This is a genomic window from Streptomyces sp. NPDC102283, from assembly GCF_044766265.1.
Taxonomy (GTDB): Bacteria; Actinomycetota; Actinomycetes; order Streptomycetales; family Streptomycetaceae; genus Streptomyces.
On sequence record NZ_JBIWLQ010000002.1, the window covers coordinates 296,499 to 314,805 of the forward strand.

General features: G+C 72.7%; 20 protein-coding genes and 2 pseudogenes. 7 read left to right on the top strand and 15 right to left on the bottom strand.

The genetic code is table 11. The features are described 5' to 3' along the window. Positions 1 to 132: 132 nt before the first annotated feature. The 3 genes from ACIRJT_RS05725 to ACIRJT_RS05735 form a co-directional block, all read right to left on the bottom strand. Entirely contained in the window at positions 133 to 2,367 is a 2,235-nt protein-coding gene (locus ACIRJT_RS05725; protein ID WP_403904966.1) for a BTAD domain-containing putative transcriptional regulator, read from the bottom strand. A gap of 110 nt (positions 2,368 to 2,477) precedes the next feature. Beyond that, positions 2,478 to 2,801 carry a hypothetical protein gene (locus ACIRJT_RS05730; protein WP_403904968.1) on the bottom strand — a complete coding sequence of 108 codons (324 nt, stop codon included), beginning with the start codon at positions 2,799 to 2,801 and terminating at the stop codon, positions 2,478 to 2,480. After that, on the bottom strand, positions 2,798 to 3,757 hold the full coding sequence (locus ACIRJT_RS05735) for an EamA family transporter (RefSeq protein ID WP_403904971.1): 960 nt from the start codon (positions 3,755 to 3,757) through the stop codon (positions 2,798 to 2,800). Before ACIRJT_RS05735 ends, ACIRJT_RS05730 begins: the two co-directional genes overlap by 4 nt. A gap of 197 nt (positions 3,758 to 3,954) precedes the next feature. Here ACIRJT_RS05735 and ACIRJT_RS05740 point away from each other — a divergent pair, with 197 nt between their 5' ends. Both ACIRJT_RS05740 and ACIRJT_RS05745 read left to right on the top strand, forming a co-directional pair. Continuing rightward, entirely contained in the window at positions 3,955 to 4,830 is an 876-nt protein-coding gene (locus ACIRJT_RS05740) for a LysR family transcriptional regulator (protein WP_403904973.1), read from the top strand. 114 nt (positions 4,831 to 4,944) lie between these two features. After that, positions 4,945 to 5,646, top strand: coding sequence for a 2-phosphosulfolactate phosphatase (locus ACIRJT_RS05745; protein ID WP_403904976.1), 702 nt, complete (start codon positions 4,945 to 4,947; stop codon positions 5,644 to 5,646). 25 nt (positions 5,647 to 5,671) lie between these two features. Here the strand turns inward: ACIRJT_RS05745 and ACIRJT_RS05750 are convergent. Continuing rightward, positions 5,672 to 5,734, bottom strand: a pseudogene (locus tag ACIRJT_RS05750) (phosphotyrosine protein phosphatase); the annotation flags it as partial. 51 nt (positions 5,735 to 5,785) lie between these two features. After that, positions 5,786 to 7,024, bottom strand: a complete 1,239-nt coding sequence (locus ACIRJT_RS05755; protein WP_403905468.1) for an APC family permease — start codon at positions 7,022 to 7,024, stop codon at positions 5,786 to 5,788. A gap of 288 nt (positions 7,025 to 7,312) precedes the next feature. On the opposite strand from ACIRJT_RS05755, the gene rpmF reads away from it, so the two are divergent. After that, the gene (gene rpmF, locus ACIRJT_RS05760; RefSeq protein WP_403904979.1) at positions 7,313 to 7,483 is read left to right on the top strand and encodes a 50S ribosomal protein L32; all 171 of its coding nucleotides are present in this window, start codon (positions 7,313 to 7,315) and stop codon (positions 7,481 to 7,483) included. Positions 7,484 to 7,559: 76 nt separating this feature from the next. Here rpmF and ACIRJT_RS05765 read toward each other — a convergent pair whose 3' ends face one another. After that, the gene (locus tag ACIRJT_RS05765; RefSeq protein ID WP_403904982.1) at positions 7,560 to 8,135 is read right to left on the bottom strand and encodes a rhodanese-like domain-containing protein; all 576 of its coding nucleotides are present in this window, start codon (positions 8,133 to 8,135) and stop codon (positions 7,560 to 7,562) included. Between the two features lie 81 nt (positions 8,136 to 8,216). Between ACIRJT_RS05765 and ACIRJT_RS05770 the strand changes: the two genes are divergently transcribed. After that, positions 8,217 to 8,504: a metal-sensitive transcriptional regulator gene (locus tag ACIRJT_RS05770; RefSeq protein WP_371627317.1), complete on the top strand. Its 288-nt coding sequence runs from the start codon at positions 8,217 to 8,219 to the stop codon at positions 8,502 to 8,504. A 20-nt stretch (positions 8,505 to 8,524) separates the two neighbouring features. Here ACIRJT_RS05770 and ACIRJT_RS05775 read toward each other — a convergent pair whose 3' ends face one another. The 3 genes from ACIRJT_RS05775 to ACIRJT_RS05785 are packed head-to-tail and all read right to left on the bottom strand — an operon-like array spanning position 8,525 to position 11,003. Next, the gene (locus tag ACIRJT_RS05775) at positions 8,525 to 9,268 is read right to left on the bottom strand and encodes a sulfite exporter TauE/SafE family protein (protein WP_403904985.1); all 744 of its coding nucleotides are present in this window, start codon (positions 9,266 to 9,268) and stop codon (positions 8,525 to 8,527) included. Further along, positions 9,265 to 9,630, bottom strand: a complete 366-nt coding sequence (locus tag ACIRJT_RS05780; RefSeq protein ID WP_403904988.1) for a rhodanese-like domain-containing protein — start codon at positions 9,628 to 9,630, stop codon at positions 9,265 to 9,267. The genes ACIRJT_RS05775 and ACIRJT_RS05780 overlap by 4 nt, the downstream gene beginning before the upstream one ends. A gap of 8 nt (positions 9,631 to 9,638) precedes the next feature. Next, positions 9,639 to 11,003 carry a rhodanese-like domain-containing protein gene (locus ACIRJT_RS05785; RefSeq protein ID WP_403904990.1) on the bottom strand — a complete coding sequence of 455 codons (1,365 nt, stop codon included), beginning with the start codon at positions 11,001 to 11,003 and terminating at the stop codon, positions 9,639 to 9,641. 359 nt (positions 11,004 to 11,362) lie between these two features. On the opposite strand from ACIRJT_RS05785, the gene ACIRJT_RS05790 reads away from it, so the two are divergent. Beyond that, positions 11,363 to 12,244: a S1 family peptidase gene (locus ACIRJT_RS05790; RefSeq protein WP_403904991.1), complete on the top strand. Its 882-nt coding sequence runs from the start codon at positions 11,363 to 11,365 to the stop codon at positions 12,242 to 12,244. Positions 12,245 to 12,262: 18 nt separating this feature from the next. Here ACIRJT_RS05790 and ACIRJT_RS05795 read toward each other — a convergent pair. The 3 genes and pseudogenes from ACIRJT_RS05795 to ACIRJT_RS05805 form a co-directional block, all read right to left on the bottom strand. After that, positions 12,263 to 12,529: pseudogene (locus tag ACIRJT_RS05795) on the bottom strand (DUF664 domain-containing protein); the annotation flags it as partial. 10 nt (positions 12,530 to 12,539) lie between these two features. Further along, the gene (locus ACIRJT_RS05800) at positions 12,540 to 13,286 is read right to left on the bottom strand and encodes a phosphotransferase family protein (RefSeq protein ID WP_403904993.1); all 747 of its coding nucleotides are present in this window, start codon (positions 13,284 to 13,286) and stop codon (positions 12,540 to 12,542) included. A 63-nt stretch (positions 13,287 to 13,349) separates the two neighbouring features. Beyond that, positions 13,350 to 14,795 (bottom strand): dihydrolipoyl dehydrogenase family protein, encoded by a 1,446-nt coding sequence (locus ACIRJT_RS05805; protein WP_403904996.1) that lies wholly within the window; start codon positions 14,793 to 14,795, stop codon positions 13,350 to 13,352. A 125-nt stretch (positions 14,796 to 14,920) separates the two neighbouring features. On the opposite strand from ACIRJT_RS05805, the gene trxA reads away from it, so the two are divergent. Further along, positions 14,921 to 15,325, top strand: a complete 405-nt coding sequence (gene trxA, locus ACIRJT_RS05810; protein WP_403904999.1) for a thioredoxin — start codon at positions 14,921 to 14,923, stop codon at positions 15,323 to 15,325. 135 nt (positions 15,326 to 15,460) lie between these two features. On the opposite strand, the gene ACIRJT_RS05815 is transcribed toward trxA, so the two are convergent. Both ACIRJT_RS05815 and ACIRJT_RS05820 read right to left on the bottom strand, forming a co-directional pair. Next, a complete protein-coding gene (locus tag ACIRJT_RS05815) occupies positions 15,461 to 15,733 on the bottom strand; it encodes a hypothetical protein (RefSeq protein WP_403905001.1) in 273 nt (90 codons plus the stop codon). 55 nt (positions 15,734 to 15,788) lie between these two features. After that, entirely contained in the window at positions 15,789 to 16,811 is a 1,023-nt protein-coding gene (locus ACIRJT_RS05820) for a LacI family DNA-binding transcriptional regulator (protein ID WP_403905004.1), read from the bottom strand. Positions 16,812 to 16,956: 145 nt separating this feature from the next. Between ACIRJT_RS05820 and ACIRJT_RS05825 the strand changes: the two genes are divergently transcribed. Continuing rightward, positions 16,957 to 17,424, top strand: coding sequence for a type II toxin-antitoxin system PemK/MazF family toxin (locus tag ACIRJT_RS05825; RefSeq protein ID WP_403905007.1), 468 nt, complete (start codon positions 16,957 to 16,959; stop codon positions 17,422 to 17,424). A 35-nt stretch (positions 17,425 to 17,459) separates the two neighbouring features. Here ACIRJT_RS05825 and ACIRJT_RS05830 read toward each other — a convergent pair whose 3' ends face one another. Beyond that, positions 17,460 to 18,281, bottom strand: a complete 822-nt coding sequence (locus ACIRJT_RS05830; RefSeq protein WP_403905010.1) for a TIGR02452 family protein — start codon at positions 18,279 to 18,281, stop codon at positions 17,460 to 17,462. Positions 18,282 to 18,307: the final 26 nt, after the last annotated feature.

Consider the following 18,307-nt stretch of genomic DNA (forward strand, 5'->3'; position numbering starts at 1 on the left):
GCGGTGCCGCAACGTTACGATTTCCGCCTGGCCGCGCTCCTCCAGTCGGGCCAGAGGAAGGAGAGCGCCGACGAAGCCGGTAGCGACTGAGGAAACCTGCGTTGACCTGCCTGTTTGCCGGTCGTTGCCGACCTAGCCCCGGGAACCGGCAGAAGAGACCGAACTGCCGGAGCAGTTGCCCTCCCCTCTCTCCTGTCCGCGTTCCTGTCCGTCGACGCTCCGGAAGAGTTCACGCGCCCGGGCGTGGTCGAGCCGTCGGCGTGCGGCGTGCGCTTCCTCGCCGCTGGCCAGTTCACGGGCGTAGGCGTGCAGCAGGACGTCCAACTCAAAGCGACCGAACGCCCGTTGGCGCACCAGATGGGCGTCCGCCAGGCCCACCAGGAGTCGGGCCACCGCGGCCGGGGTCGAGTCCGCCAGGGCTGCGGCGTCCTCCAGGGTGACCTCGCGGCCCGGCAACAGGCCGAGGAGCCGGAACATCCGCCGCGCACCGGCCGGAAGCGCACGGTAGGAGAGGTCGAAGGCGGCCCGCACGGCCGAGCTCCGGTCTCCTTCGATGTGCAGTCGGCCGATGAGGTCCTCACCCGCCAACTCGGCGCAGTGGTCGGCGATACGGGCGTTGCCGGCCACCAGGTTGGCGGCGGCGATCCGGATGGCCAGAGGCAGACCGCCGCACAGCGCCACGAGCCTGCGGGCCGCCTCCTTCTCGGCCGCGACGTTGCACACGCCGACGATGCTGCTCAGCAGCCGGCAGGCCTCGTCCGGGTCGAGCACGTCCAGGGCGATGCGGCGCGCGCCGTCGCCGGAGACCAGCCCGGAGAGCTCACCCCGGCTGGTGATCACCACCGCGCAGCCGCGGGCGCCCGGGATGAGCGGTCTGACCTGCTCGGCGTCGCGCGCGTTGTCCAGCACGACCAGCAGGCGCCGGTCGGCCAGCAGCGTACGGTACAGGGCCGCGGCCTCGTCCTCGTCCTGGGGCAGGTCGTGGGACCGGACTCCGAGTGCCCGGAGGAACTGTGCGAGGACGTCGCCGGGGCGCAGGACCGGGAGCCGGGAGTAGCCACGCAGATCGATGAACAGTTGTCCGTCCGCGAAGTGTTCGCGACGCGCGTGCGCCCAGTGCGTCGCGAGGGCGGTCTTGCCGACCCCGGGCGCGCCGACCACGACGGCCAGGTGCGAGCGCCGCGCCGGATCGGACAGGACGAGGGTGTCCAACACCCGCGTCTGGGAACGCCGTCCGACGTAGGCGTCGGCCGCCGCGGGCAGTTGGGCCGGGATCGGGTGGGTGATCGCCGCTCGTCCGGCCGAGGCCGAGTCGTCGAGGCGCTGCGTGCGCGGCAGTTGCCCGCGCAGCACTCGAAGGTGCGCCTCGCTGACCTCCGAGCCGGGCTCGATGCCGAGTTCCTCGTCGAGCCGGTCGCGCAGACGGCTGAACACGTCGAGCGCGGCGGCCTGTTCCCCGCTGTCGGCGAGGCCGAGGATCAGCCGGGCGTGCAGGCCCTCGTGCAGCGGCTCGGTGTTCACCAGGGCCGCCAGGACCGGGACGGCCTCCTCGGAGCGGCGGAGCAGCAACGCCGTGTCGGCGTGCAGCAGCGTCGCCCTGACCCGACGCTCGTCGGCCGCCACCGCGGCCGGATGCCGGCGCAGCACCGGGTCCGCGTCCGCGAGGACGGGGCCCCGCCAGCAGCGCAGTGCCCCCGTCAGCGACGTGAACAGGGCCTCCCGGTCCTGCACGCGGTGCGGCCGCTGCGCCTGGGCCAGCACTTCGTCGAAATGGCCGAGGTCGATCTGGTTCCGGGACACCTCCAGCCGGTAGCCGGTGGGTGTCCGGGCGATGGCCTGCGGCGGAGCGCTCCGCGGGTCACCCGTGGAAAGCAGCCGGCGGACCTGGCTGACGTAGGTGTGGATCAGGCTCGGGTGGGAGTGGGGCGGCCCGGACGGCCAGAGGATGTCGGTGATCTCCTGCTGGGTGGCGGACTCGGGGTGCTTGAGGGCGAGCAGCCCGAGGAGGCGGCGCAGCATGGGGCTGGTGACCGGGAGAGGGGTCCGGCCCCGTTGGAGTGCGAGCGGGCCGAGGACCAGCAGCCGCGGCCGGCCGGTGTCGCGCGGCGGCCCGGTGCGGGCGGCCAGCAGGTCCGCCAGCTCCTCGCCGCTCAGTCCCAGCGTCCCGGCCAGGCTTCGGAGCGTGCGCGGCCGGGGCCGCCGGGCCCGGCCGCGCTCGATGTCACGCAGCGCCCTGGTGCTGATCCCGGCCCGTGAGGCGGCGGCCTCCTGGCTCAGCCCGGCCCGCCGGCGGAGCGCTTGGATCCGTGGGCCGACCGCGCCCTGCTCCTCCCGCGGGTCCCCCGTGGCCGACGGCGTATCCGACATGTCATCCCCTTATTCCGCCCGTGGCCAGTGTGGACTGGACCTCTGCGCCGATCAAGGGAGAACCGTCCGGCGGCCGCCCGCTGCCTCGGGGCATCCGAGCACGTGCGGGGTCAGTTCGCCCGTGCGGTCGTACGGCGGCCGGTGGCGGCGCCGACGATCACGGCGAGGGCGACCAGCACGATCCCGAACAGGACGACGCTCGTGACGCCCACGTGGTCCGCGAACAGGCCGCCGATGAGAGCCCCGAGGGCGGCACAGGTGTTGTAGGCCATGGTGTTGAGCGACATGGTCGCCTCGAATGCCTCGGGAGCCGCCGAGAGCGTCAGGTTGATCCGGCTGAGCTGGACGACTCCGAAGGCGAGCCCCCACAGGCTCATCGCGACGACCTGCTCTCCCGAGGCGGCCGGCGGGTTGGCCTCTTCGTGAACGGTCATGTCGTCTCTCCGGATGTGGTCGGGAGTGGTTCGCGGTGGTCGCGCCGCGCCGGCGCCGGCCCGGGAGCCGCGGTGTCGGGCGGGGTCGTGACCCGGTCCCGCCCCGGCCGCTGGCCGAGGACGACGGCACCGAGGATGACGGCCATGCCGACGATCTGGAGGACGGACAGCGTCTCGTCCTTGACCAGGTAGCCGAGCAGGGTCGCCACGACCGGACTGGCCAGCGCGAGGAAGGAGACGGCGACGGCGGGCAGGCGTTCGATGCCCCGGAACCAGACGAAGTAGCTCAGGACCGCGCCCAGGGTGATGAGGTGGGCGAACCCGAGGACGTTGGAGCCGGTGAGACGCTCCGGCAGCCCTTCCAGCGACAGCCAGAACGGCAGCAGGACCACTCCGGCGGCGGTGAGTTGCCATCCGGTGAAGGTGAGCAGGCCGACGCCCTCCGGCCTGCCCCACCGCTTCGCCAGTGTGATGCCCAGGGCCATGCACAGCGCTCCGCCGACCGCCGCGAGGACCCCGAGGACATCCAGCGGCACCGGGCCCCTGAGGACGAGCAACACCACTCCCCCGGCGCCCATGGCGCAGGCCAGGGCATGGAGGGCTCGGATGCGGTCGCCGAGGAGGAGAGCGGCGAGGACCACCACGAACATGGGCTGGGCCGACATGATCACGGCGGCGATGCCGCCCGGCAGTCGGTAGGCCGCGAAGAAGAGCAGGAAGTTGAAGGCGCCGAGGTTCAGAACGCCCAGTGCCGTCGCACGCCACCACCAGACGCCGGCGGGAAGTCTCCGGCCGAGTGCCAGCAGCACCAGCCCTCCGGGCAGGGCCCGCATGGTGGTCGCCAGGAGTGGCCGGTCCGGTGGCAAGAGCTCGGTGGTGACCAGATAGGTGCTGCCCCAGACCGCCGGAGCGAGACCGGTCAGGGCGGCCGTGCGTATGTTCTGTCTGCTCGTCATCTCGCCTCGGAGTTGCAGGGGGATCACGGCGGCTCCGCTTTCGGGCGCGCCGGAGAAGCCCCGGTCGCGTGGCCGACCGAAGAGGTCGGGCCCGAGGAGGCTCCTGCCGTGTGCGGTCGTCCTCAGTCTCGGGCCGGGTGCATCCATGAGTCCAACACATGCTTGTCACGTGATCGATCCGGATTCACGATGGATGTATGGAGCTCCAGCAGATGCGGTACGTGATCGCCGTGGCCGAGACGAACAACTTCACGCGGGCCGCCCAACGCTGTCTGGTGGTCCAGTCCGCGCTCAGCCACCAGATCGCGCGCCTGGAGAAGGAGTTGGGTGCCCGGCTCTTCGAACGCACCAGCCGCCGCGTCCGGTTGACGCCGGCGGGCGCGGCGTTCCTGCCCGCGGCGCGGCAGTGCCTGGACGCGGCGGAGCGGGCCGCGGCCGAGGTGGCGGCGACGGTCGGAGAGGTGCGCGGACGCCTCACGGTGGGCCTGATCCCGACCGTCGCCGCCGTGGACCTCCCCTCCGTCCTCAAGGACTTCCACCGGCGCCACCCCAGAGCCCGGGTCAGCCTCGGCGTGGGGGCGAGCGAAGAGCTCGTCGAGCAGGTCAGGAGGGGCGAGACGGAGGTGGCATTCCTCGGCGTCCCGGTCACGACCCGGCCTCAAGGCGTCCAGGCCCGGGAGCTGGCGAGGGAGCGGCTGATCGCGGTGGTCTCCCCGGCCCACCCGCTCGCCGGGGAGTCCTCGGTCGACCTTCGCCGGCTGTCGTCGGAGGTCTTCGTGGACCTCCCGGCGAAGACCGCCGGCCGAGCGCAGTCCGATCTCGCCTTCGCCGCCGCCGGCCTCACCCGCGAGGTCGCCTTCGAGGTGACCAACGCCGACTACCTGGCCCGGTTGGTGGGCGCAGGCCTGGGCGTGGCCCTGCTCCCGCCCACGTACGTCGCCGGTCTGGCCGGGGTCAGCACGATCGAGGTCACGGACGCGCCGACCCGCGTCGAGTACGTGATCTGGGGCCGCGGAAGGCCGACCCCGGCGGCGGCGGCCTTCCTCGATCTCCTGGGCATCGAGGAGGAGTAGCCGCGGCCGTCGGCGGACGAGCCACGGCGGTCGACGGGTTCGCCTTCAGGGACCGTCGCTGTGAACCGCCTCACCCGCCGGGGCTCCAGGCCGGACGTACGCGATCATGACCGGATGGAAACTCGTTTCCTCGGCATCGCCGAGCTGACCCGTACTCCGTCCGTGGCGGTCGTGGTCGACGTCATGCGGGCGTTCACGGTGGCCGCCTGGGCGTTCGGCCGGGGCGCGGAGAAGATCGTCCTGGCCGAGTCGCTCACCGACGCCCTGGCGCTCAAGGCACGCTGTCCCGATTGGGTGGCGCTCAAGGACGGTCCGCCGGCGCCCGGCTTCGACGCCGTCAACTCACCGGGCCTCCTGCGCTCCCTCGACCTCGGCGGACGGACCGTGGTGCAGAAGACCACGGCGGGGACGGTCGGCGCCCTCGCGGTCAAGGAGGCGTCGCTGGTGCTGTGCGCCGGCTTCGTGGTGGCCGGCGCGACGGCTCGCCTGCTGCGGCAACGCGGGTGTGACGCCGTCACGTTCGTGGTCACCGGCGAGGAGGGGCGCGCCGAGGAGGATCTGGCGTGCGCCCAGTACATCGCGCGGAGGGCCGACGGGGGCGGGGCGGACGCGACCGCGTTCCTGCGCCGCGCCGCCGATTCGCGCGCCGCCGCCGAACTGACGGAGGGCGTACGGCAGGGAGCCCATCCCGATGACGTCGCGCTCTGCCTCGAACTCGACCGGTTCCCCTTCGCCATGGTCGCGTCGCGGGAGGACTCACTGATGGTCCTCCGCCCGTACGCCGCGCCCTCGCCTGCCGACGGAACTCCCGCGTAGGGAAGACGGGGCAGGTGTCGCCTCAGCCCATCGTGACGCGGACGTCGGTCTCACGGACCGCGTCGACGGTGAGCACCTTCGGCGTCTCGACGCGGTCGACGAGGTGATCGTGCTGACCGGATTCCGCCCCGACCTCGGATCAGCGGAACGAACGGCCGCCCGTCGCCTTTCGGATACCGAAGACGGCGGCTCCGATGACGAGAACCGCGGCGCCGGAGATCACGGCGCCCGCCGGCAGCGCGAAGGCGAGGACCGCGCAGCCGGTCAGGCCGACGGCGGGGACGAGGCGGTTCGGTCGCCCTTCGGCGGGCGTGAGCGTCCACGCAGAGGCGTTGGCGACGGCGTAGTAGGCCAGCACCCCGAAGGAGGAGAACCCGATCGCTCCGCGTACGTCGGAGGTCACGGCGAGCACGGCGAGCACCGCGCCGACGGCGAGTTCGGCTCGGTGCGGGACACCGAAGCGGGGGTGGACGGCGGCCAGGGCGTGCGGCAGATGCCGGTCGCGGGCCATGGCCAGGGTGGTGCGGGAGACACCGAGGATCAGCGCGAGCAGGGAGCCGAGGGCGGCGACGGCGCCGCCCACACGGACGACGGGCACGAGCCAGCCGGCCCCCGCGACGCGTACGGCATCCGTCAACGGGGCGGCGCTGTCGGCCAGTCCACCCGGACCCAGTACCGCCAGGGCGGCGCCGGCGACGAGGGCGTAGACGGCGAGCGCGATGCCGAGCGCGAGAGGAATGGCGCGCGGAATGGTACGGGCGGGATCCCGCACCTCCTCGCCGAGGGTGGCGATGCGGGCGTACCCGGCGAAGGCGAAGAACAGCAGACCCGCGGACCGGATGACCCCGCCGACGCCGGCGTCCGAGCCGATACGCGCCCGCGAGGCGTCCGCGCCGGACGAGGTCAAGGCGGCGAGGACCACGGCGGCGAGCACTACCAGGACGACCGCGACGATGACCCGCGTGAGCCGCGCGGACTTCTGCACCCCGGCGTAGTTCACCGCGGTCAGCGCCGCCACGGCCGCCACCGCCACCACGTGTTCCTGACCGGGCCACAGATACGCTCCGACCGCGAGGGCCATGGCCGCACAGGAGGCTGTCTTGCCCACGACGAACGCCCAGCCGGCCACGTAGCCCCAGAAGTCGCCCAGCCGTTCACGGCCGTAGACATAGGCGCCGCCGGACCGGGGATAGCGGGCGGCCAGCCTCGCCGAGGACATCGCGTTGCAGTAGGCCACCACCGCGGCGAGGGCCAGGGCGAGCAACAGCCCCGAGCCCGCGGCCTCCGTGGCCGGTCCCAGCGACACGAAGATCCCGGCCCCGATCATCGATCCCAGGCCGATCACCACCGCGTCGAACACACCCAGCCGACGCCGCATCCCGCCCCCCGCGACGTCCACCGTGCTCACGCGCGCCCTCCCGTCCCGCCCCATGAACAACCGATCCAGCGCGCACCGTACCCGAACCACGTGTCACGCCGGTGTCGCGGCGGAAGCGAGGAAAGAGGGAAGAGGAAAAGGGGGAAGGCGGCGAAAGCCGTCGCAGCGGCGGGCGTCGCGGCGTCCAGGTGCGCGGCGGACGCATGTCCGGGCCCACCCTCCGACCCATTTCGTGATGACTATCGTTTTCATGTAGCGTCTCGACGTCAACGACGAAGGTGGGCTCCCATGGCAGTCCCGAAGCGGAAGACGTCCCGCGGCAACACCCGTCACCGCCGCGCCCGGTGGAAGGCCACGACGCCTCAGCTGGCGCCGGTCACGATCGACGGTTTCGTCCACCAGGTGCCGCAACGCCTGGTGAAGGCCTACGAGCGCGGCCTGCCGCGCCCCGAGGACTGAGACCCCTCCGAGCGCGGAACCTTCCGCCCCCGTCGCGGCGCCTTCCGGCTGAACACTCCTCGCCGGCCGCCTCCGGTCAGCGCCCGCGCAGGGCCGCGAGAGTGGCGTCGAGGTCGGCCGCGCCGACGCGGTTGCGGGGCAGCTTGGCGAGCATGGCGGCCATGCCGCAGGTGTCGGTGAGGGCGGAGAGGACCAGTCCGGCCGCGATGCCCGCCGGGAGGAGCTGGAACGCGGGGTGGACGAGGAGGCCGAGGAGCAGGCCGAGGAGGACGACGGTCCCGGCGGTGAGACGGACCTGCCGCTCCATGCCCCAGGTCGCACGAGGGGTTCCTCGAGGGCGGTGCAGGTCGTGACCGGCGGCCGCCCAGGCGCTGGTGCCACCGTCCAGCGTGGCCGTGGTGACGCCGTTCTCGGCGAGGATCCGGCAGGCGCTCCGCGAGCGGGCGCCGGACGCGCAGACGATCAGGACCTCACCGCGGTCCGCGGCCTGCCGGACATCGGCGAGGGCCCGCTGGATCCCGTCCAGCGGGATGTTGAGCGCGCCGGGCAGGTGGCCGCCGGCGTACTCGCCGGGGGTCCGGACGTCGATGACGGTCAGCTCGTGCAGGCGGTGGCGGACCTCGTGGGTGGCGAGGGCGGAGGGCATGGTCATGGCGGGTGTCATCCTTTTCTGTCCGTGGGGCTCCACCGAGGGGAGTACATTACCCCTGGGGGTATTTCATGAGGAGTGATGATGGAGCTTGATCTGGCGGGAGCGGAGCTCAAGGCAGTCCTGAACCGGCTGCGCCGGGCGCAGGGGCAGATCGCCGGGGTGATCCGGATGATCGAGGAGGGGCGGGACTGCGAGGACGTCGTGACACAGCTGGCGGCGGCCTCGCGGGCGCTGGACCGGGCCGGGTTCGCGATCATCGCCACCGGGCTCCAGCAGTGCCTGACCGAGGTGGAGGACGGCCGGCGTTCCGGTGAGTCACGGGACGAGATGCGCGCCCGGCTGGAGAAGCTGTTCCTCTCGCTCGCCTGACGCCGGGTCGGCCCGCGTGCTCAGACGATCACATCGATGATCATGAAGGCCGCCACCGCGAACAGCGCGTAGGCGAAGACTCGCAGCAGCGTGGCTCCCGCGACCTTCGCCGCGAGCCGTTTGCCGTCCCAGGCTCCGAGGATCGCCGCTCCTGCGAACGGGGCGATCACCTCCCACCGGAGGTCGTCGGCGGTTCCCGATCGGGCCACGAGGGCGGCGAGGGAGTTGACGGTGATGACCAGGAGGCTGGTGCCCACAGCCTGTTTCATCCGCAGACCGAGGACGCCGACCAGGGCGGGCACGGCGAGGAATCCGCCCCCCACCCCGAGGAATCCCGTCACGGCGCCGAGACCGGCGCCGGTTCCGGCCGCCTTCACGGACCGCGCCCCCTCCGTCGGCCCGGCAGCGGAGGGCCGGAGCATCCGCAGCGCCGCCAGGGCGGCGATCACCGCGAACGCCGTCGTGAGAGCCGCTTCGGGCAGGTGATCGGCGACGGCTCCGGCGAGGAACGCCGGGAGGACTCCGGCCGCCGACAGCAACAGTCCGGCCTTCCAGGCGACCTGGCCGTCTCGCGCGTGCGCGTGGAGAGCGGTCGCCGATGTGGCGGTGACGATGACGAGGCTGGCCGTGGTGGCCGAGGCGGTCGAGAAGCCGAGCAGGTAGACCAGAGCCGGAACGGCCAGAACGCCGCCACCGCCACCCAGCGCACCGAGCGCCAGCCCGATCACCGTGCCGGCGACCAGGGCGAGAAGCAAGGTGCTCACGCTATCGAGCCGCCGTCACCGAGCTCGTCGATCACCGGCAACCCCAGGGCGGCCCACGCGATCATGCCGCCCCTGACGTCCACCACGTCCGCACCCCGTTCGGCGAGAAGCCGTACGGCCCGCCGCGAGCGGTGTCCGCTGCGGCAGATCACCACCAGCGGCCGCTCCCGGGCCGGCGCCGGAAGCACCGTGCCCGCGGCCAGGGCGGTCAGCGGGGCGTGCACCGCGCCGGGAGCGTGGCCGGTTCGCCACTCGGCCTCCTCCCGCACATCCAGCAGTACGGCTTCGGGCCGCTCCCCGCCGGTGCGGGTGCGCGCCTCGCCGATGGACAGGCGCAGTCCACGTTCACGGAACGGGAACATCGACGACGTCACCCCTCTTCGGTGACGATGGCCAGTCCTGCCACTGCCGCGGCGTCGAAGCCGTCGTCCACGGCGACCACGTCCCGTCCCGCCGCGTCCAGCAGCGACGCGGCGATACCCGCACGCATACCGCCGGCGCAGTGCACCCAGACCGTGCCGTCGGGCACGTCGTCGATGCGACGGTGGAGCCGGTGGATCGGGATGTGGACCGAGCCCTCGATCCAGCCTTCCGCCCGTTCGGATGAGCGGCGTACGTCCAGCACGACGATCCGGCCTCCTTCCTGACCGGCCAGCTCGGCGAACGTGGCACGGGGAAAGGAGGCGACGCTCTCGCCGGCCCGGACCCAGTCCGCGGGACCGCCGGTCGCGGCGGCGGCCGGCCGGTCGATACCGACGCGCACCAGCTCCCGCTGGGCCGCGGCGAGCTGTCCGGCCGACTCGGCAAGCAGGGTCACCGGTTTGCCCCAGGGGATCAACCAGGCGAGGTAGGTGGCGAGCTTGCCGTCCGCCTCGAAGTTGAACGCCCCCGCGACATGCCCCTGGGCGAATGCCACGCGGTTGCGCAGATCCACCACCCACTCCCCCGCCGCGAGCCGCGCGGCGATGTCATGGGGGTCGGCCACGGCCGGCACGGTCAGGTCCACGGGCGCGGGCCCGGCCGCGTTGGCGGGGCTCATGTGCGCGTAGTAGGCGGGCACGTCCTCCAGTCCCGCCAGCAGTTCGGCGACAAAGGTGTCCACGTCCACGGTGAGAGCAGGATTGACAGCCCTCTCCCTGCCGATCGTGGTCGCCTCCCCATCGGCCTGGGCGGACGAGCAGAAGCTGCCGAACCCATGCGTCGGCAGCACCTCGGTGTCATCGGGCAGGGCGTCCGCGAGGCGGCGGGCGGAGGCGTGCTGGGCGCGGGCCAGCCGCTCGGTGAGCCGCGGCTCCACGAGATCGGGCCGCCCCACCGTACCGATGAGGAGAGACCCCCCGGTGAACGCGGCGACGGGCCTGCCGCCCTCGCTCAGCACGTAGGACATGTGGTGCGGCGTATGCCCGGGTGTCGCCACCGCGGCCAGGATCAGTTCCGCGTCGACGTCGACGGTGTCGCCGTCGGACACGGCGGTCCGGGCGAACGAAACGTGTGCTCCGGCCGGAACGTGGTAGGCGGCTCCGGTGACACGGGCCAGTTCGGGTCCGCCGGTCACGTAGTCGTTGTGGATGTGGGTCTCGACCACACGGGTTATCGCCACACCACGCCGTGCCGCGACGGCCAGCACCCGGTCGATGTCACGCGGCGGATCCACCGCGACCGCCGCCTGCCGGCCACCGACCACGTAGCTCCGGTTGCCCAAGCCCTCCAGCTCGATGGCTTCAACAAAAAACACGGGATACTCCTTCCGACGAGAAAATTACCCCCGGGGGTATGCAATTCACCGTAACACTCTTACCCCCGGGGGTATATTTCGAGGTGCGCGGCCGCAGCCGCCGTGCGGGACCCGCCGGCAGGGGTGCGCCGCCCACGGCATGTACGGGCTTCGGCTTTCCCCAGTTCGGAGCTGGGGCTGCCCCCCGTATCGACCGGCCGGTTGCCCGGATGGCCGAGCGGGCTTCAGACGACGAGGCTGAACACGTAGGGATCCGCCGAGCAAGGGAACCACCTGTGTTCAGCTTCCACCCACTGCGTCCTCGTACCGCTGCCCGGAGGGCTGCCGTCGGCGCTCTCGTCGTTGCCTGCGCGGTGGGCATGACAGGGACCGCCGGGGCCATCGTCAACGGGTCGGACTCCACCGAGGAGTACCCGTTCATGGCGACCATCCCGGAGTCGGCCCCGAAGCACCGCCTTCTCGACGGGACCTGCGGGGCGTCGCTGATCGATGAGCGCTGGGTGCTGACGGCGGCCCACTGCGTGAAGGGCGACGGCCTCGAACTGGACGGCATCGTGCGGGTGGGCAGCGACCACCGCAAGTCCGGCGGCACGGTCCGCAAGCTCGACCGGATGTTCGTCCACCCCGGCTATGTGAACGGCGGTGGCAAGACCGCCAACAGGAACGACATCGCGCTGATCCGGCTGGACCGCCCGGTCGAACAGAAGCCCGTCAAGATCGCCGCCGAGGCCGGAGAACCCGGCGCACCGACCCGGTCGCTCGGCTTCGGCACCACCAGCGACACCGCGCTCACCTTCCCGGACCGGCTCCAGGAGTTGAACACGCGCCGAGGCGCCGCGTCCGAGTGCGCGCCCGGCTACGCGGACACGACGCGGCTGTGCACCATCGCCACGGTGCCCGACTCCATGGCGTGCTTCGGGGACTCCGGCGGACCGCAGGTCGTGAAGGGCCGGGACGGCCGCTGGGAGCTGATCGGTGTCACGTCCGGGCCCGGAGCGCCGGACGTGCCGTGCTCGCAGGGCCCCGGCCTCTACACCAGCGCGCCCGCATACGCCGGTTGGATCGACGAGACCATGAGGACCAACGGCGCCCGGCCGGTCGCGGGCAAGGAGGCAGACCTCGCCGCAACCGGAACGCCCGGCGGCACCGCGGCGATAGCCGGGGTGGCCACCGCGCTGATCGTCACCGGTGCCGTCACCCCTCTCGCGATACGCCGCCGCAAGGCCCACCGCCCCGCCTGAGCCCGGCCGACAGCCCAAGGAGCAGGCGCGTCGACAGAGCCCGATGATGTACTCGCTGGACTCCTCCGGCCTGGCCCACATATCTGCGCCCTCCCAGAGGGAACCGTCCTCCACCCGGGCCGGCGGCTCCGGTGCCGGCCGGTCGAACGATTCGCCCAGGTATCCGTACTCCGGACCCGCCGGATGCTTCACCAGGCCCAGCAGATCGGTGGCAGTGGGTGTCGTGGGGCGGCGCAGGTCGTCTTCGGTGAGTCCCTCCAACCTGGAGAGCAGGCCGGTTCGTCCTCGCGTGGTCTCACATCCGGGATCTCAGCACGTCGACCTCGCAGCCCGGCGCGAAGGGGTCGAAGCCGTGCTCGATCAGCCAGCGAACCGCCAGCAGGCTGCGCAACGACCACCACGCGTGGATCACGTCGAGGTCGACGTCGGTGCCATAGCCGGCGAGGACGTCGTCGAGGTGCTCCTCATGTCCGAGCGTGAAGGAGGCAAGGTCGTACAGGGCGTCGCCCCGGCCCGCCTCGGACCAGTCGATGATGCCCGTGACCTCGTCGCCGTCGAGGAAGACGTGCGCGATCTGCAGGTCGCCGTGCGTGAAGGCCGGAGTCCACGGCCGGAGCGCGGCCTCGGCGGCCCGACGGTTGCGGATGACCAGGTCGGCGGGCAGGAGGCCGTTCGTCACGAGCGCCCCGCACTCGTCGTCGAGTTCCGCCGCCAGCGCGACGGCGCTCCGCCCGGCCCGGCCGGTCCAGGGCGGCAACGGCGCCTCGTGCAGCTTCCGGATGGCGGCGCCCGCCGCGGCCCACGCCGCCGACGACCCCGTCGACGGCCCGCCGAGACGCCCGAGCGTCGCGCCTCGGAGCGCGGCGATCGCGAGCACGGGCGACTTGCGCCACAGGACCTCCGGGGTCGGGACCGGCGCCAGAGTCATCGCCTCGACCTCGGCGTCGACGCGCGCCTGATCGGCGTCCACCTTCAGGAACACGTCGCCGACGCGCAGGGTCGCACGCTCGGTATGGGCGACGACGACTTCGACCTTGTCCATGGGCGACCACTATGCCCAAAGTGATCGCCGACGCCGCCCGGTGTCCGGCCTCGACGGCCGCGCCTACCCCCTGAACGCCTCCAGCAGCCTCAACCACACCTCGCTGATCGTCGGGTACGCCGGCACCGCGTGCCACAGGCGGGCGATGGGGACCTCCCCCGCGACCGCGATCGTCGCCGAGTGCAGGAGCTCGCCGATGCCCGGGCCGACGAAGGTGACGCCGAGCAGGATCTCGCGGTCCAGGTCCACGACCATCCGGGCGCGGCCCCGGTAACCGTCGGCGTAGAGGCCGGAGCCGGCGACCGCGGCGAGGTCGTGGTCGACGGCGCGTACGCGGTGGCCCGCGCGTTCGGCCTCGGCGAGGGTGAGGCCGACGGACGCGGCCTCCGGGTCGGTGAAGACGACCTGGGGGACGGCCGTGTGGTCGGCGGTGGCCGCGTGGGCGCCCCACGGGCCGGTCTCCAGAGGGCCTTTCCCGGTGCGGGCGGCGATCGCCGCGCCCGCGATGCGGGCCTGGTACTTGCCCTGGTGGGTCAGCAGGGCGCGGTGGTTGACGTCCCCGACCGCGTACAGCCAGTCCGTGCCCCCGACGAGGCAGCTGTCGTCCACGGTGAGCCAGGAGCCGGGTTCGAGGCCGATCGTCTCCAGGCCCAGGTCGTCGGTGCGCGGAGCCCGGCCGGTGGCGAAGAGGATCTCGTCGGCCTCGATGCGGTCGCCGTCGTCCAGGTCGACGGTGACCGGGCGCTCCGGTGCGGGGCGGTGGACGGCGGTGACCGAGACGCCCGTACGGATCCGGGCCCCGGCCTCCGTCAGCGCGTCGGCGATCAGCTCGCCCGCGAAGGGCTCCATCTTCGGGAGCAGACCGCCGCCCCGGATCAGGAGGGTCACCTCGGAGCCCAGCGCCTGCCAGACGGTCGCCATCTCCACGCCCACGACTCCCCCGCCGACGATCACGAGCCGGCCGGGTGCCTCCTTGGCGCTGGTGGCTTCACGGCTGGTCCAGGGGCGGGCCTCCTCGACGCCGGGGAGCGCGGGGACCACGGCCCGGGAGCCGGTGCACACGGCGACGGCGTGCCGGGCCGCGAGCCGACGCTCCGTGCCGTCGGGGGCGGTGACGGTGACCGCGCGGGGGCCGGTGAGCCGGCCCATGCCCCGGTGGACGTCCGCTCCGACACTCTCCAGCCAGGCGACCTGGCCGTCGTCCTTCCAATGGCTCGTCTCCTCGTCCCGGTGGGCGAGTACGGCCTCCACGTCCAGAGGGCCCTGCACCGCGGCGCTCAGTCCCGGCACCCGGCGGGCGTCGGCGCGGGCGACGACGGGGCGCAGCAGTGCCTTGCTCGGCATGCACGCCCAGTAGGAGCATTCGCCGCCGACCAGCTCGGACTCCACCACCGCTACGGAGAGCCCGGCGGCGCGGGCCCGGTCCGCCACGTTCTCCCCCACCGGACCTGCGCCGATGACCACTACGTCGTACTCGGAGCGCTCGGAGTTCTTCCCTGCGTCAGTCATGGAAACAGTGTCCTCGCGGGTGTGCGCCCCGGCCACATGGGCAGGCGGAATAGCGCAAGTGCAGTCACCGTTGTGCCGGACAGACCCGTCAGGACTCCACCGGCAGAGGAAGAGGTATCCCCCGTATGAGCACCGTCGAGCTCACCAAGGAAAACTTTGATCAGGTCGTCAGCGACAACGATTTCGTTCTGATCGACTTCTGGGCTTCGTGGTGCGGCCCCTGCCGACAGTTCGCGCCGGTCTACGACTCGGCCTCCGAGCGCCACCCCGACCTCGTCTTCGCCAAGGTCGACACCGAGGCGCAGCAGGAGCTGGCGGCGGCCTTCGAGATCCGGTCCATCCCGACGCTGATGATCGTCCGCGACAACGTGGCGGTCTTCTCGCAGCCCGGTGCGCTGCCCGAGGCGGCTCTGGAGGACGTCATCGGGCAGGCCCGGAACCTGGACATGGACGAGGTCCGCAAGTCCGTCGAGGAGCAGAAGCGGGCGGCCGAGGCGGGCCAGGGGCAGGACCAGCCGGAGGCCCCGTAGCCGCCCCTACCGGCACGCACGGCACGGCCCAGGGGCCCCGCCCGACACCGTGGACACGGTGTACGCGGTCGGGGCCCTCGGTCGTGCCCGGCAGCCTGCGGCCAGGGCTTTCCCGACCCCGCCCTCTACTCGCTCTCAGGACGCCGGGTGTTCTCCCTCGGCCCCGGCGACGCGGACCGACATGCCGTAGTCCAGTTCCTCGCCGTCGATGAGCACGGCCTCCACCGTCCGGGTCTCGGGATCGACGTCGGCCTCCATGCCCTCGCCCGCGTACCGGGGGTAGCCCGAGGCCCCCGTCTCGCCGGTGGCGGCGACGACCGCGGACCGGATAGGCCGGCCGGGGGCTCCGGTCCGCGTCCTGCTGTGGTCGGGGATCAGGAGGAGCTCGTAACTCTGCGGGTGGCTCATGCCTCCGACGCTAGACATCCGCCGTACGTGGCGCATGTCGTCGCGCCGGAGGCGGTCAGCTGGATTCCCGGTGCACGGCGCTGGTGCGGAGCAGGTCCTGATGGACCGGCGGTCCGCCCGGATGCTGGACCATGCGGTCGATCGTCTCGGCCAGCGGCTGCGGCATGGCGAGTTCCATCCGGACCGTGCTCAGCCGTGGACGCAGCAGCCGGCCGATGAGGGAGTCGTCGGCGCCGATCACCGCCGTGTCGGCGGGGACGGCCACCCCCGCGTCCTGGAGGGCCCGCATCAGCAGCATGGCGTACTCGTCGTTGTACGCGAACACCGCGTCCAGTCCCAGTTCCGGCCAGCGGGCGGCAAGCTGGTGAGCGGACTCCTCCTCGTACCGCAGCGGGAGGGGGCATACGCGGGCCCCCGCCGGTTCGGCGACGCGACGTGCCCCGATGAGGCGGGGTTCGGAGAAGGGCACCCGGCCCGGCTCCTGGGGCATGACCACGCCGATGTGGCGACGGCCGCGGGCCAGCAGGTGTTCCACCGCGCTGGCCCCGACCTGGCGTTGGTCCATGACCAGGCCGTGCGCTCCGGCCACCGGGCCGGGGCCCAGGGTGATCACCGCCTTGGCGCCGGAGCGGGTCAGGATGCCCGTGCCGTGCGCGGTGAGCGCGATGCCCGGCGGTACGACGACCGCGACGGGTCGCAGTTCGGCCCAGGCCGTGGCCGCCTCGTCGGCGGTGAGACCGACGCTGCCGTACTGGACGACGGTGTAGTCCAGGCGGCGCAGCCCGGACTGGAGTTCCTCGAAGAAGTACTGGTGCAGTGGTCCCGCCGGTATGTGGCCGGAGGGCAACAGGACCATGCGGCTGTGTCCGGCGCGCAGGCTGCGGGCAGCCGCGTGCGGAACGTAACCGAGCTGGAGGGCGGCCTCCCTGACCCGGCGTCGGGTGGGTTCGCTGATCCGGACGGTGGCGTTGTTGTTCAGTACGTACGACACGGTGGCCCGGGACACTCCGGCGAGGCGCGCGACATCGGCGCTGGTCGGAACGGAGACTTCGGCGGGCTGCTTGGGTAACTGGCTCATGGCGTCGGGCAGTCTTCCAGACCTGTGGGAGCGGGTTTCGGCCCGGGGCCCGCAGGTCCGGTCACGGTGGCCGGAAGGCCGCCCCGCGGTCCCGGTCCGACGCCCCGCTCCCGGGATCGGGCGGTGAAGGTTCTACGGTGTTGCGATGACGTTCCACGACAGCGCGTACCGTTCCGACAACCCCTTTGACGTGCCCGGCAGCAGCGGGCCCACCGCCACGACGGAGGCCGACACCGACGACGTGGGCCCCGTGAGCACCTCCTACGCCCCCGATCGCGACGGCGATCCCGACCCAGGTGAGATCGTCTGGACCTGGGTGCCCTTCGACGAGAACGACGGGCGGGGCAAGGACCGGCCGGTGCTCGTCGTGGCCCGTGAGGAGGCGGGCACGCTGCTCGCCGTCCAGCTCTCCAGCAAGCAGCACGACCGGGAACACGAGTGGGTGGCGCTGGGCGCGGGCCCCTGGGACAGCTCGGGGCGGCCGTCCTGGGCGGGTCTTGAGCGAGTACTGCGGGTCCACGAGGACGGGATGCGCCGGGAGGCGTGCGCCCTGGATCGGGAGCGGTTCGACCGGGTCGCCGCGCGGCTGCGCGAGCGGTACGGCTGGAGCTGAGCGGCGGCGCGTCGGGAGGCGGCGGCGCGAGGGGGTTACCCGAAGGCCCGGGCGAAGGCGGCCCGGACGGTGGAGCCGGGGTCACGGTCCAGGATCCCGAAGACGATCTGCTCGAAGTGCCCGCCGAACCGGCCGCCCTCGCCGAGCAGGGCCCGGAACGCCTCCGCCACCTGTGCCGGTTCGTTCTGGAAGACCCCGCAGCCCCAGGCCCCCAGAACCAGTCTGCGGTAGCCCCGTACGGCCGCGACCTCCAGCACCCGTTCGGCGCGGGAGGCCAGTGCCGCCGGGACGCGGTGTGCCTCCTCGGGAGTCTGCCGCCGGATCACTCCGGCGTTGGGCGCGGGCGAGGTGAGGAACCCGACGGTGTAAGGGGCGTCCAGGAACGCGCCGCGGTCGTCGCGGAAGACCGGCACCCCGGGCGAGTGGATCACCCGGTCGGTGTAGAAGGCGCTGCGTTCGGCCCGGTGGTGCGCGTAGTACTCGGGCGCGCGCAGAAGGGTCGCGTGGAGGGCCGAGCCGCGGCACAGGGCCTCTTCCTGGGCCTGCGCGCCGTTGAGGTAGCCGCCGCCGGGGTTGCGGGCCGAGGCGTAGCTGAGGACGGCGACCCGGCCGGGTGCCTCGCCGGTCATCCGGCGGGCCGCGGCGAGGCTGCTCTCGCCGGTGACCTCGAAGTGCGGGGTGCGGTCGGTGTCCAGGGCCGCGACGGCCACCGGGTCCGGTCCGTAGAGCCTGGTGCCGGACAGCGCGGCGGCCACGGCCCGTGCGATGGGCACGTCCTGACCTGCCGCGTTGCGATATGTCCCGGCCTCGACGACCGCTTCCGTCCCGCGCGCGATGCCGCGCAGCCGCGCGCTCACCGGCGTTCCCCCGTGTGGTGCATACG